The 12,477-nt window shown below is 72.9% G+C and carries 14 protein-coding genes; 10 read left to right on the forward strand and 4 right to left on the reverse strand.

The window, feature by feature from the left end:
• The first annotated feature begins 161 nt into the window (after positions 1–161).
• The gene (locus DQ239_RS16040; protein ID WP_233489364.1) at positions 162–1,124 is read left to right on the forward strand and encodes a cytochrome c oxidase assembly protein; all 963 of its coding nucleotides are present in this window, start codon (positions 162–164) and stop codon (positions 1,122–1,124) included.
• Between the two features lie 47 nt (positions 1,125–1,171).
• On the opposite strand, the gene DQ239_RS16045 is transcribed toward DQ239_RS16040, so the two are convergent.
• Entirely contained in the window at positions 1,172–2,767 is a 1,596-nt protein-coding gene (locus DQ239_RS16045) for an MFS transporter (RefSeq protein WP_233489366.1), read from the reverse strand.
• A 77-nt stretch (positions 2,768–2,844) separates the two neighbouring features.
• Between DQ239_RS16045 and DQ239_RS16050 the strand changes: the two genes are divergently transcribed.
• From DQ239_RS16050 to serB, 4 genes are all read left to right on the forward strand, one after another.
• Positions 2,845–3,354, forward strand: coding sequence for a YfcE family phosphodiesterase (locus DQ239_RS16050; protein WP_113835425.1), 510 nt, complete (start codon positions 2,845–2,847; stop codon positions 3,352–3,354).
• Entirely contained in the window at positions 3,351–4,214 is an 864-nt protein-coding gene (locus DQ239_RS16055) for a putative RNA methyltransferase (protein ID WP_113835426.1), read from the forward strand. The genes DQ239_RS16050 and DQ239_RS16055 overlap by 4 nt, the downstream gene beginning before the upstream one ends.
• Before the next feature lie 90 nt (positions 4,215–4,304).
• A complete protein-coding gene (ctaD, locus tag DQ239_RS16060) occupies positions 4,305–6,062 on the forward strand; it encodes a cytochrome c oxidase subunit I (RefSeq protein ID WP_113835427.1) in 1,758 nt (585 codons plus the stop codon).
• An 89-nt stretch (positions 6,063–6,151) separates the two neighbouring features.
• On the forward strand, positions 6,152–7,396 hold the full coding sequence (gene serB, locus DQ239_RS16065; RefSeq protein ID WP_113835428.1) for a phosphoserine phosphatase SerB: 1,245 nt from the start codon (positions 6,152–6,154) through the stop codon (positions 7,394–7,396).
• A 21-nt stretch (positions 7,397–7,417) separates the two neighbouring features.
• Here the strand turns inward: serB and DQ239_RS16070 are convergent, their stop codons facing one another.
• Both DQ239_RS16070 and DQ239_RS16075 read right to left on the reverse strand, forming a co-directional pair.
• On the reverse strand, positions 7,418–7,984 hold the full coding sequence (locus tag DQ239_RS16070; protein ID WP_113835429.1) for an isochorismatase family protein: 567 nt from the start codon (positions 7,982–7,984) through the stop codon (positions 7,418–7,420).
• A 17-nt stretch (positions 7,985–8,001) separates the two neighbouring features.
• Entirely contained in the window at positions 8,002–9,309 is a 1,308-nt protein-coding gene (locus tag DQ239_RS16075) for a nicotinate phosphoribosyltransferase (RefSeq protein ID WP_113835430.1), read from the reverse strand.
• A 59-nt stretch (positions 9,310–9,368) separates the two neighbouring features.
• Between DQ239_RS16075 and clpS the strand changes: the two genes are divergently transcribed.
• Positions 9,369–9,665, forward strand: a complete 297-nt coding sequence (gene clpS, locus DQ239_RS16080) for an ATP-dependent Clp protease adapter ClpS (RefSeq protein WP_113835431.1) — start codon at positions 9,369–9,371, stop codon at positions 9,663–9,665.
• Positions 9,662–10,162, forward strand: coding sequence for a DUF2017 family protein (locus tag DQ239_RS16085; protein WP_113835432.1), 501 nt, complete (start codon positions 9,662–9,664; stop codon positions 10,160–10,162). The genes clpS and DQ239_RS16085 overlap by 4 nt, the downstream gene beginning before the upstream one ends.
• On the opposite strand, the gene DQ239_RS16090 is transcribed toward DQ239_RS16085, so the two are convergent.
• Entirely contained in the window at positions 10,101–10,454 is a 354-nt protein-coding gene (locus DQ239_RS16090; RefSeq protein WP_113835433.1) for a hypothetical protein, read from the reverse strand. The genes DQ239_RS16085 and DQ239_RS16090 overlap by 62 nt on opposite strands.
• Before the next feature lie 92 nt (positions 10,455–10,546).
• On the opposite strand from DQ239_RS16090, the gene DQ239_RS16095 reads away from it, so the two are divergent.
• From DQ239_RS16095 to DQ239_RS16105, 3 genes are all read left to right on the forward strand, one after another.
• A complete protein-coding gene (locus tag DQ239_RS16095; RefSeq protein ID WP_113835434.1) occupies positions 10,547–11,032 on the forward strand; it encodes a M67 family metallopeptidase in 486 nt (161 codons plus the stop codon).
• 172 nt (positions 11,033–11,204) lie between these two features.
• Positions 11,205–11,483 carry a MoaD/ThiS family protein gene (locus DQ239_RS16100; protein ID WP_091764346.1) on the forward strand — a complete coding sequence of 93 codons (279 nt, stop codon included), beginning with the start codon at positions 11,205–11,207 and terminating at the stop codon, positions 11,481–11,483.
• Between the two features lie 43 nt (positions 11,484–11,526).
• Entirely contained in the window at positions 11,527–12,477 is a 951-nt protein-coding gene (locus tag DQ239_RS16105; RefSeq protein ID WP_113835435.1) for a cysteine synthase, read from the forward strand.

Genomic DNA, 12,477 nt, shown 5'->3' on the forward strand with positions numbered 1-12,477 from the left:
AGAAGGACCCCGCTTCTTCCCGGGTGTTGTTCGTGCTCTGCGGGTCCTGCGGAACCCCCTCAGCGCGAACAACGCCCCACAAGCGGCCCGCTCCCGGGGAGCGTCGGGAGCGAAGGTGGGACAGTGGTGGAGCAATGGCCGGCAGGGAGACGGAGGCGTCGGTGGAGCACGGGACCGGGCACGGGCACTCGGGGATGTGGGTGCCGGACGAGCCGCCCACCTGGGGCCGCATGTTCCTGCCGCACCTGGAGCCCTGGTCGCTGCTCGCCGTCCTGAGCCTCGTCGGGCTGGTCGCCTACCTGGGCGCCGTCGTCCGGCTGCGGCGGACCGGTGTGGCCTGGCCCTGGTGGCGCACCGCGGCGTGGGTGGCCGGGACGCTGTGCATCGCCGCCGTGACCGGCACCTGGCTCAACGGCTACAGCATGGTGCTGTTCAGCCTGCACATGGTCCAGCACATGGTGTTGGCGATGATCGCGCCGATCCTGCTGCTGGTGGCCGCGCCCGTGACGCTGGCGCTGCGCACGCTGCCCCGTGGTCAGGGCGCCGCCGCCGCGCCGCGCGCCCTGCTGCTGAACTTCCTGCACAGCCGGTTCACCCGGTTCCTGGCCTCGCCGGGCTTCACCGTGCCGCTGTTCATCGCCAGCCTCTACGGCATCTACTTCACGCCGGTGTTCGACGCGCTGATGAGCAACCCGGCGGGGCACCAGTTCATGCTGGCCCACTTCGTCGTCACGGGGCTGCTGTTCTTCGGCCCGATCATCGCCCAGGACCCGTGGCCGGGCACCCACGCCCACCCGACGCGGATCCTCGAGCTGGTCATCCCGATCCCGTTCCACGCGTTCTTCGGCGTCGCGGTCATGGTGGCCAGCGGGCTGCTGGTGGACAGCTTCGCCAACCCGCCGGCGTCGTGGGGGGTCGACCCCATCGGCGACCAGACCGTCGCGGGCGGCATCGCCTGGTCCTTCGGCGAGCTGCCGACCGTCATCGTGCTGATCGTCGTGCTGGTCTCGTGGATGGGCTCCGACGAGCGGCGGGCCCGGGCGCTCGACCGCGCGGCCGACCGGGACGGCGACGCCGAGCTGAAGGCCTACAACGCCCGCCTCCGCGCGCTGGCCGAGCGCTGACGACAGCGGCGCGCGTCCGAGCAGGGACGCGCGCCGCTGTCAGTGGTTCAGCCTGCGTGGACGACGGCGTCCTCGGCCGGCAGGTCCTCCTTGGTGGCCTTGACCAGGAACGCCGACACGAGCGCGCCGATCACCAGCAGCCCCGACGCCCAGGTGAACGCCGTGGTGTAGCCCTCCACCTGCGCCTCCAGGCCGATGGCCGGGTCGCGCGGGTCGCCGCCCGAGGCCAGGGCATCGGCGGTGTAGGAGCTGATCGCCGCGACCGACAGCGACGCCAGGACGGCGGTGCCGATGGAGGCACCGACCTGCTGGGTGGCGTTGAGCATCGCGCTGGCAGCGCCGGCGTCACGCGCCCCGGCGCCGACGAGCGCCAGGTTGGACAGCGGCACGAACGTGAAGCCCAGACCCAGGCCCAGCAGCAGTTCGCCCGGGAGCGGCAGCTGCCAGAACTCGGTGTCGACGCCGACGAAGGACAGCGTGAAGAGCCCGGCCGCGGCGAACAGCCCGCCGGCGATCATCAGCGGCCGGGGGCCGATCTTCGGCACCAGGACGCTGGCCGCACCCGCGGCGATGAACACGCCCAGGGTCGTCGGCAGCGACGCCAGACCCGCCTGCACCGGCGTGTAGCCCAGCACCTGCTGGAAGTACAGCGACAGGAAGAAGAACGCCCCGATGAGCCCGGCGCCCACGAGCGTCGAGGTCAGGTAGGCCCCGCCCCGGTTCCGGTCAAGGACGATGCGCATCGGCAGCAGCGGGTTGCGGGTCCGCAGCTCGAGGACGACGAAGAGGGCCACCAGGACCACGCCGCCGACGATGAACACCCAGGCGAGCCCGTCGGCCCAGCCGCTCTCCGGCGACACCAGTGTCGTGCTGCCCTGCTGCTGGGCCGCCTGGTTGGCGGCCCGCGCCTCGGCGGCGTTGCTCTGCGCGGCCTCGGCGACGCGGGTGAAGCCGTAGACGATCGAGGCCAGGCCCGCGGTGATGAGCACCGCGCCGGGGATGTCGTAGCTGGTGTCGCCCGGGGCCTTGCTCTCCGGCACGAACCGGAGGGCCAGCACGATGGCCAGCACGGCGATGGGCAGGTTGACCCAGAAGCACCAGCGCCAGTCGGCGTACTCGGTCAGGACGCCGCCCAGCAGCAGCCCGATGGCGGCACCACCGCCGGCCAGAGCGCCGTAGACGCCGAAGGCCTTGGCCCGCTCCTTCGGCTCGGTGAACAGCACGGTGATCAGCGCGAGGGACGCCGGGGCCAGCAGCGCGGCGAACGCACCCTGCAGCGCCCGGGCGCCGAACAGCATGGCCTCGTTCTGCGCCACGCCGCCGAGCGCCGAGGCGAGCGCGAAGCCCGCCGCGCCGGCGAGGTAGGCGCGCTTGCGGCCCGCGAAGTCGGCGATCCGTCCACCGAGCAGCAGGAAGCCGCCGAAGGTGAGGGTGTAGGCGGTGACGATCCACTGCTGGCTGGCGGTGCTGATGTCCAGGTCGGAGCTGACCGCCGGCAGCGCGATGTTGACGATCGTGGCGTCGAGGACCACCAGCAGGACGGTCATCGAGATGATGCCGAGGGCCAGCCAGCGGCGTTCGTAGGGCGCGTCGGCGGGCGCGTCTACCGCGCCGGCGGCCGTGGTGTGCTCGGGGTCTGTCACGGGGTCCTCATCGTTCGGGCGGGTGGGTCGGGATCGCCGGCCGAGGCAGCGACGCTGCGGCCTGCGACGATGTCGGCGTGCCTGTCTCGCTGGTGTTCACCTCGGACACGCACGTGCCGAAGCGGGCCCGTGAACTACCTCATTCCCTGTGGGACGCAATCGTGACCTCGGACGTGGTGGTCCACGCCGGCGACTGGGTCGACGTGGCGCTGCTGGACCTCCTCGAGGAGCGGTCGCGGCGGCTGGTGGCGGTGTACGGCAACAACGACCACGGGGCGCTGCGCGAGCGGCTGCCCGAGGTCGCCCGCACCGAGATCGAGGGCGTGCGCTTCGCCGTCGTCCACGAGACGGGGGAGGCGAAGGGCCGGGAGCTGCGGTGCGCCGCCCGCTTCCCCGACGCCGACGTCCTGGTCTTCGGGCACAGCCACATCCCCTGGGACACCACGGCCCCGTCCGGGCTCCGGCTGATCAACCCCGGGTCGCCGACCGACCGGCGCCGTCAGCCGCACGGCACCTTCGTCACGGCGGTGGCCGACGCCGGGCAGCTGCGCGACGTCGTCTTCCACGCCGTGCCGCCGCGCACGTGACCGTCCGGCCCGAGCTGCCGGCGGCCGCCGTGGCGGCGCTGGCCTGCCCGGTGTGCGCCGGCACCCTGGCGGTCGGTGGCGACGGCGCGCTGTTGCGCTGCCCGGCGGGGCACTCCTTCGACCGGGCGCGCCAGGGGCACGTCACGCTGCTGCCGCCGGGGCACCGGGCGCCCTCGGGTGACTCGGCGGAGATGGTCGCCGACCGGGTGGCCTTCCTGGCCGCCGGTTCCTACGCCGGCATCAGCGAGGCGCTGGGCGATGCGGTGCTCGACGGCGGGGGAGCGCAGGCGAGGGTGCTGCTGGACCTGGGCGGCGGCACCGGCCACCACCTGGCCGCCGTGCTCGACCGCGTCCCCGGGGCGGCCGGCGTCGTGCTGGACTCCTCTCCCTTCGCCGCCCGCCGGGCCGCCCGCGCCCATCCCCGGGCCATGGCGGTCGTCGCCGACACCTGGGCCCGGCTGCCGGTCCGGGACGGCGCGGTCGACCGGGTGCTGGTCGTGTTCGCGCCGCGCAACGGCCCGGAGATCGCGCGGGTGCTGCACCCGGAAGGCCGGCTGGTGGTGGTGACGCCGGCCGCCGACCACCTGGGCGAGCTGGTCGGGCCGCTGGGTCTGCTCCGGGTGGACCCGGACAAGGCGAGCCGGCTGGCCGGCTCGCTCGAGCCGCACCTCGTGCCGGTGGGGGTCACGGAGCGGCGCGACGTCCTCGGGCTGGACCGCTCCGCCGTGGGGACGCTGGTGGGCATGGGGCCGCACGCGCGCCACCTCCCGGCCGGCATCCGTGCAGGTCGGATCGACGCGCTGCCCGAGCCGGTGGAGGTCACCGTGGCGGTGCAGGTGGCCGTCTACCGTCGCCCGTGACGCGGTCGGGGAGAGGGCCGGATGTGAGCTCCGACGCGCCCACCCCGTCCCGCGGCGGGGACGGCGGGGGCCTTGTCTAAGCTGCGGGGCGTGACGATTGCACCGGCGCCCATCGTGAGTCGGCCGAGCCCGGCTCACGTGGTCGAGAAGGGCTCGCGGCTGTCCAACCTGCTGCGGACCACCGACCACAAGACCATCGGCCTGATGTACCTGACGACGTCGTTCGTCTTCTTCATCCTGGGTGGCCTCATGGCCATGCTGATCCGGGCCGAGCTGGGTCGCCCGGAGCTGCAGTTCCTGTCGCCCGAGCAGTACAACCAGCTGTTCACGATGCACGGCACGCTGATGCTGCTGATGTTCGCGACGCCGCTGTTCTTCGCGTTCGGCAACCTGATCATGCCGCTGCAGATCGGTGCGCCCGACGTCGCGTTCCCGCGGCTGAACGCCTTCTCCTTCTGGCTGTTCCTGTTCGGCTCCACGATGGTGGTGTCCTCGTTCCTCACCCCGGGTGGGGCGCCGGACTTCGGGTGGACGGCCTACACGCCGCTCTCCGACGTCGTGCACACCCCCGGCGTGGGCGCCAACCTGTGGATCGGCGGCCTGGCCGTCTCGGGTCTGGGCACGATCCTCGGTGGCGTCAACTTCATCGCCACGATCGTCTGCCTGCGCGCGCCGGGCATGACGATGTTCCGGATGCCGATCTTCACCTGGAACACCCTGGTGACGGCGATCCTGATCCTGCTCGCCTTCCCGATCCTCACCGCGGCGCTGCTCGCGCTGCTAGCCGACCGGAACCTCGGCGCCCTCGTCTACTCCGCCGAGAACGGCGGGCCGATGCTGTGGCAGCACCTGTTCTGGTTCTTCGGGCACCCCGAGGTCTACATCATCGCGCTGCCGTTCTTCGGCATCGTCACCGAGATCATCCCGGTCTTCGCCCGCAAGCCGCTGTTCGGCTACAAGGGCATGGTCGGCGCCACCCTCGCCATCGGCTTCCTCTCGCTGGCCGTGTGGGCCCACCACATGTTCGCCACCGGCGCGGTGCTGCTGCCGTTCTTCGCGTTCCTCACGTACCTGATCGCGGTGCCGACTGGGCTCAAGTTCTTCAACTGGATCGGCACCATGTGGCGCGGCCAGCTGACCTTCGAGTCCCCGATGCTGTGGTCGGTCGGCTTCCTGATCACCTTCCTGCTCGGTGGGCTGACCGGCGTGCTGCTGGCCTCCCCGCCGCTGGACTGGCACGTTTCCGACAGCTACTTCGTCGTCGCCCACTTCCACTACGTCGTCTTCGGCACCGTCGTCTTCGCGGCTTACGCCGGCGTCGCGTTCTGGTTCCCCAAGATGTGCGGCCGGATGATGGACGAGCGGCTGAGCAAGCTGCAGTTCTGGATGACGTTCGTGGGCTTCCACGGCACGTTCCTGGTGCACCACTGGCTGGGCAACGAGGGCATGCCGCGCCGCTACGTGGACTACGCGGCCACCGACACCTTCACCACGCTGAATATGATCTCGACGATCTTCAGCTTCGTGCTCGGCGCCTCGGTGATCCCCTTCATCTACAACGTGGTGCGGTCGTGGAAGTACGGGAAGCTCGCCCTGCGCGACGACCCGTGGGGTCACGGCAACTCCCTGGAGTGGGCGACCTCGTCCCCGCCGCCGCGGCACAACTTCGTGGAGATCCCGCGGATCCGCTCCGAGCGCCCCGCGTTCGAGGCGCACTACCCGCACCTGGTCGAGCGCCTGCACGCCGAGGCGCACGCCGGCAAGCGGCACGAGCCCTACGGCGGGGTGAGCGAGCTGGTGCCCGGCACCGGCCCGCGCCAGGGGCCGAACGACCCCGACCCCACCTGATCCACAGCGCTGAGCCCGAGAGGCCCGGAACCCGTCGAGGTTCCGGGCCTCTCGGCGTCAGCGGCCGAGGTGTACGGCACGATGGCCGGGTGCCGCTGGACCCCACTTCCCGAACGACCGAGGTCCCCGGGGCTGCCCGCGCCCTGCTGACCGTGAGCGGCGCCGACCGGCCCGGGGTCACCGCGCGGTTGTTCGCCGCGCTGGCCGAGGGCGCGCCCGCCGTCGAGGTCCTCGACGTCGAGCAGGTCGTGGTGCACGGCCAGCTGGTGCTGGGCGTCGTCGTCGGCGTGCTGCCCTCGGAGGCCGCCCCGGCGGTGGGGCAGGACGAGCTGCTGGACCACCTCCGACCGCTGGCCGCTGCCGTCGCCGCCGACGTCGGGCTCCGGGTGGACGTCGAGCCGGCCGCCGGTCCCACGTCGGTGCCGGCCGGCCGCCCGCACCACGTCATCCTCCTGGGCCGCCCCGTGACACCCGACGCCGTCGCCGGGGCCGCCCGGGGCATCGCCGCGGTGGGCGGGAACATCGACGCCGTCCGCCGGCTCTCCGACTACCCCGTGACCAGCTTCGAGCTGACGGTCTCGGGCGCGGAGGCCACCGCCCTGCGCACCGAGCTGGCCTCGGTCGCCGCGACCACCGGCACCGACATCGCGGTGGAGCAGGTGGGGCTGGCGCGGCGCAGCAAGCGGCTCATCGTGCTCGACGTCGACTCCACCCTCGTCCGCGGAGAGGTCATCGACGAGCTCGCGGCCCGCGCCGGCCGGGCGGCCGAGGTCGCCCGGATCACCGCGGCCGCCATGAACGGTGAGCTGGACTTCGCCGAGTCGCTGCGCAAGCGGGTCGCCGTCCTGGCGGGGCTGCCGGTGGAGGTGCTCGACGAGGTCCGCGAGGCGCTGGTGCTCACCCCCGGCGCGCGGACGCTGATCCGCACGCTGCAGCGCCTCGGCTTTCGCTGCGGCATCGTCAGCGGCGGCTTCACGCAGATCACCGATCCGCTCGCCGAGAGCCTGGGCCTGGACTTCGCCGCGGCCAACACCCTCGAGGTCGTCGACGGCCGGCTGACCGGAGGGCTGGTCGGGGAGATCGTCGACCGGCCCGGCAAGGCACGCGTCCTGGCCCGGGTCGCCGCGGAGCACGGCATCCCGCTGGACCAGACGGTGGCGGTCGGCGACGGCGCCAACGACCTGGACATGCTCAACACCGCGGGGCTGGGCATCGCCTTCAACGCCAAGCCGTTCGTGCGCGAGCAGGCCCACACCGCGCTCAACCAGCCCTACCTGGACGCCGTCCTCCAGGTGCTCGGCTTCACCCGCGACGAGGTCCTGGACGCCGGCTGACCACGTGGGCCGAGCCGGAGGTCAGGGGCGGTGGACCGTCCCCTCCAGCTCGACGCCGGCGGTGCGCAGCTGGTCCAGGGCGGCCTCGGTCGTCGGCTCGGAGACGCCGGCGGTGAGGTGCAGCAGGACGCGGGTCGCCAGGCCGTTGGCGACGGCGTCCAGCGCGGTGGCCCGGACGCAGTGGTCCGTGGCGATGCCCACGACGTCGACGGAGTCCACCCCGTGCTGCCGCAGCCAGTCGGCCAGCGCGACGCCGTCCGCCGCACCCTCGAAGCCCGAGTAGGCCGCGGCGTGCTCGCCCTTGTCGAAGACGGCCTCGATCGGCCCGCGGTCCAGCGCCGGGTGCAGCTCCACCCCGGCGGTGCCGACGACGCAGTGCCGGGGCCAGCTCTCGACGAAGTCGGGCGCCTCGGCGAAGTGCGCGCCCGGGTCGACGTGGTGGTCGCGGGTGGCGACGACGTGGTCGTACCCGCCGGCGGCCATGTGCTCGGTGACGGCGGCGGCGACGGCCGCACCACCGGCGACGGCGAGACTGCCGCCCTCGCAGAAGTCGTTCTGCACGTCGACGACGATCAGCGCACGGGTCACGAGGTCCTCCAGCTCGTTCAGGCGGTCGCGGTGTCGAGCACCGGCTCGCCGCGGGAGAGGGCGAACGCCTCCGGCGGCAGCGCGGCACGGGCCTGCAGGTGGTGGGCCTTCGCGCGCTCCAGCGCCTCGGCCGGGGAGACCGGGTCGCAGATCTCGCCGTCCCGCACCAGGGCCACGAGCAGGTCGCGGTCGCCGGGGCGCGGGGCGACGGGGCCGGCGGTGACCAGCTCGGCGGTCGCCACGCCGTCGGCGTCGTGCCGGCGGACGGCGGACTTGCGCCCACCGACCGAGCGCTTGCCCTCGGACCGCTTGGCCACCGGCACGCCGTCGCGCTCGACGAGCTTGTAGACCATGCCGACGGTCGGCGCGCCCGACCCGGTGACCAGCGAGGTGCCGACGCCGTAGCCGTCGACCGGCGCCGCGGCCAGGCCGGCGATGGCGTACTCGTCCAGGTCGCTGGTGACCACGATCCGGGTCCTCGTGGCGCCGAGCTCGTCGAGCAGCTCCCGGGCGCGGGTGGCCAGCGTCGGCAGGTCGCCGGAGTCCAGCCGGATGCCGCCGAGCTCGGGGCCGGCCACCTCGACCGCCGTCCGGATGCCCTGCTCGACGTCGTAGGTGTCCACCAGCAGCGTGGTGCCCGTGCCCAGTGCTGCCACCTGGGCCTCGAACGCCGACCGCTCGTCGTCGTGCAGGAGCGTGAAGGCGTGCGCGCTCGTGCCCGTGGTGGGCACCGCGTACCGCCGGCCGGCCTCCAGGTTGGAGCTGGTCGCGAAGCCGACGAGGTGGGCGGCGCGGGCGGCGGCGACCGCGGCCTCCTCGTGCGTGCGGCGCGAGCCCATCTCGATGCACGGCCGGTCGCAGGCGGCCGAGATCATCCGGGCCGCGGCCGAGGCGATCGCGCTGTCGTGGTTGAGCACCGACAGCGCGAGGGTTTCCAGCAGCACGCCCTCGGCGAAGGAGGCCCGCACGGTGAGCACCGGGGAGCCCGGGAAGTACAGCTCGCCCTCGGCGTAGCCGTCGATGTCACCGGAGAAGCGGAAGTCGGCCAGCCAGTCCAGCAGCCGGGCGTCGGTGAGCCCCTGCGCGCGGAGGGCGGCGATCTCGTCGTCGCCGAACCGGAAGTGGGGCAGCGCCTCCAGCAGGCGGCCGGTGCCGGCCAGCACGCCGTACCGGCGGCCGTGCGGCAGCCGTCGGGCGAAGACCTCGAAGACGCACTGCCGGTCGGCGGTGCCGTCGGCCAGCGCCGCCGCGACCATCGTCAGCTCGTACCGGTCGGTGAAGAGCGCGGGGGCCGGGGGAGGGGTCAGCCCGGTGTCCACAGCCATGATCGGGAAGCGTAGGCGGGCACCGTGAGCGGGGCAGATCGGCGTCCTATGGTGGAGCCGTGGCCGGACCTCTCGCTCCGACGTGGACGCCGGAGACCACCAGCGACGAGCGCAGCGAGCTCGACCGTCCGTGGGTGACGATCGTCTGGAACGACCCGGTCAACCTCATGACCTACGTGACCTTCGTGCTGCAGGAGCTGTTCGGCTACGACGAGGCGACGGCGACCGCGCTGATGCTGCAGGTGCACCACGACGGCAGGGCGATCGTCAGCTCCGGCCCGCGCGAGCGGATGGAGCACGACACCAGCCGGCTGCACGCCTACGGCCTGTGGGCCAGCTACCAGAGGGATTCATGAAGCCGTTCGCGGCCGCGCGCAGCGGTGAGCTGGTCGCCCGGCTGGAACCGGCCGAGGCCGGGATCCTCGGGCTGCTGCTCGACCAGCTCGAGCAGCTGCTCACCGCCGACACCACCGACGTCGGTGACGACCCCGTGCTGGGCCGGCTGTTCCCCGACGGCCACCGGTCCGACCCCGAGCTCGCCGCCGACTACCGCGAGCTGACCGAGTCCTCGCTGCGCGACGCGAAGGCCGACGACCTCGCGCTGGTGCGCGCCTCCCTCCCGGCCGAGGGCGGCGAGGTGCGCCTGGACGCCGACCAGGCCGCTGCCTGGCTGCGCACGAGCAACGACCTGCGCCTGGCCCTGGGCACCCGGCTGGACATCACCGAGGACACCGAGCCGCCGGAGGAGGTGGCCGGCGAGGAGGACCAGCAGCTGGCCGTCTACTACTGGCTCACCGCCGTGCAGGGGTCGCTCGTCGACGCGCTGGTCGCTGCTCGCTCCGGCCGAAGGTGAGCAGCACCAGCGCCGCGAGCAGCAGGTCGAGGGTGAAGAACACGTAGACCAGGCCGTGCAGCTCGACGTCCTTGGCCCAGGCGCCGACGCACGAGACGAGCGTGATCGCGGACAGCGCCAGGAGCAGCAGCAGGACGAGCGTCCGCAGCGCCACCAGGACGATGACCGAGGCGCGGTCGCCCGGGTCGCCGGTGACGTAGCCGCGGTGCCGGAACAGGCCCCGGGCGCCGAGGACGAGTGCGGGCAGCGGGAACAGCACGACCCCGGCGATCAGCAGCGCTTCGTCCCACACGGACCGAGACCGTAGCGGACGGCGGACCCCCGTCCCGTCGCTCGGAGCGGGACCCTGCGAGGGGGCCGGGAGCCCGCGCATAGACTGCCCCCGTGCTGCGCATCGACCGCGCGACCTACGACGCCATCGTGGCCCACGCCCGGAAGGACCATCCGGACGAGGCCTGTGGCGTGGTCGCCGGCCCCGAGGGGACCGAGCGTCCCGAGCGCTTCCTCCCCATGCTGAACGCCGCGCGGTCGCCCACGTTCTACGAGTTCGACTCCGCCGACCTGCTGCGGCTGTACCGGGAGATGGACGACCGCGACGAGTGGCCGGTCGTCGTCTACCACTCGCACACCGCGACCGAGGCCTACCCGTCGCGCACCGACATCGGCTACGCCTCCGGCCCCGCCGCCGACCCGCGCACCCACTACGTCCTCGTCTCCACCCGGCACCATGCCGAGCAGACCGGCCTGGCCGGCGACGACGTCGAGTTCCGCAGCTACCGGATCGTCGACGGCGAGGTGAGCGAGGAGGAGGTCGAGGTCGTCGAGTCCTACCTCTTCGGCCACTCGCCGACCACCGTCGTCTACGACTGAAGGACCCTCTCGCCCCCCACGACGCGCTTCGCACGCCGCGGGGCGACCGTTCCAGCACGTCCCGGGCGGAATCAGCCACGCCGGCCGGGCGTTGGGGCCACAGACGCACCACCCGCTGCCCGTCGCGGCAGCGTGCCCACGACACGTCGAACTCCCGAGGAGAACGCACGCCATGGCCATCCAGGTCCGGATCCCGACCATCCTGCGCACGCACACCGGCGGCAACAAGACCGTCGAGGGCAGCGGCGCCACGCTGGCCGCGCTCATCGACGACCTCGACGCCCAGCACTCGGGTCTGAAGAACCGCCTCGTCACCGAGGAGGGCAAGCTGCACCGCTTCGTCAACGTCTACGTCAACGACGAGGACGTGCGCTTCACCGGCGCCCTGGACACCCAGGTCAAGGACGGCGACTCGGTGACCATCCTCCCGGCGGTCGCGGGCGGCTGCTGACGCCGTCCCGCCCGCCCCGCCCCCTCCGTCCGGAAGAGCTCCCATGGCCCGATTCGCCTCGCTCGTCGACTCGCTCGGCGGCACCCCGCTCGTCGGGCTGCCCAGCCTCTCGCCGACCGCCGACGTCCGGCTGTGGGCCAAGCTGGAGGACCACAACCCCACCGGCTCCATCAAGGACCGCGCGGCGATCACGATGATCGAGGCGGCCGAGAAGGAGGGGCGGCTGCAGCCCGGCTCGACGATCCTCGAGCCGACCAGCGGCAACACCGGCATCTCCCTGGCCATGGTCGCCCGGCAGCGCGGCTACCGGCTGATCTGCGTGATGCCGGAGAACACCTCGATCGAGCGCCGTCAGCTGCTGGAGATGTACGGCGCGCAGATCATCTCCTCGCCCGCGGCCGGCGGCTCGAACCAGGCCGTCGCCATGGCCAAGGAGCTCGCCGCCGAGCACGACGACTGGGTGATGCTCTACCAGTACGGCAACCCGGCGAACGCGCAGGCGCACTACGAGGGCACGGCACCGGAGATCCTCGCCGACCTGCCCTCGATCACGCACTTCGTCGCCGGGCTCGGGACGACGGGCACGCTGATGGGCTGCTCCCGCTACTTCCGGGAGCACAAGCCCGGCATCCAGGTGATCGCCGCCGAACCCCGCTACGGCGAGCTGGTGTACGGCCTGCGCAACATCGACGAGGGGTTCATCCCCGAGCTGTACGACGCCTCGCTGCTGGACTCCCGGTTCTCCGTGGGCCCGGACGACGCGATCCACCGCACCCGCCAGCTGGTGGAGCGCGAGGGGATCTTCGCCGGCATCTCGACCGGCGCGATCCTGCACGCCGCGCTGGGCATCGCCGACAAGGAGGTGGCGGCCGGGCGCAAGGCCGACATCGTCTTCATCGTCTGCGACGGCGGCTGGAAGTACCTCTCCACCGGCGCCTACGCCGGCACCCTCGAGGAGGCCTCGGCCGCCCTCGAGGGCCAGCTCTGGGCCTGA

This window comes from Blastococcus sp. TF02-09 (genome assembly GCF_003319105.1).
Taxonomy (GTDB): Bacteria; Actinomycetota; Actinomycetes; order Mycobacteriales; family Geodermatophilaceae; genus Blastococcus.

Coding starts and splice junctions, on each gene's coding strand:
- DQ239_RS16075 (WP_113835430.1), bottom strand. CDS start 9,309: ATGGCTGTGGACACCGGGCTGACCCCTCCCCCGGCCCCCGCGCTCTTC.
- DQ239_RS16085 (WP_113835432.1), top strand. CDS start 9,662: ATGAAGCCGTTCGCGGCCGCGCGCAGCGGTGAGCTGGTCGCCCGGCTG.
- DQ239_RS16100 (WP_091764346.1), top strand. CDS start 11,205: ATGGCCATCCAGGTCCGGATCCCGACCATCCTGCGCACGCACACCGGC.
- DQ239_RS16105 (WP_113835435.1), top strand. CDS start 11,527: ATGGCCCGATTCGCCTCGCTCGTCGACTCGCTCGGCGGCACCCCGCTC.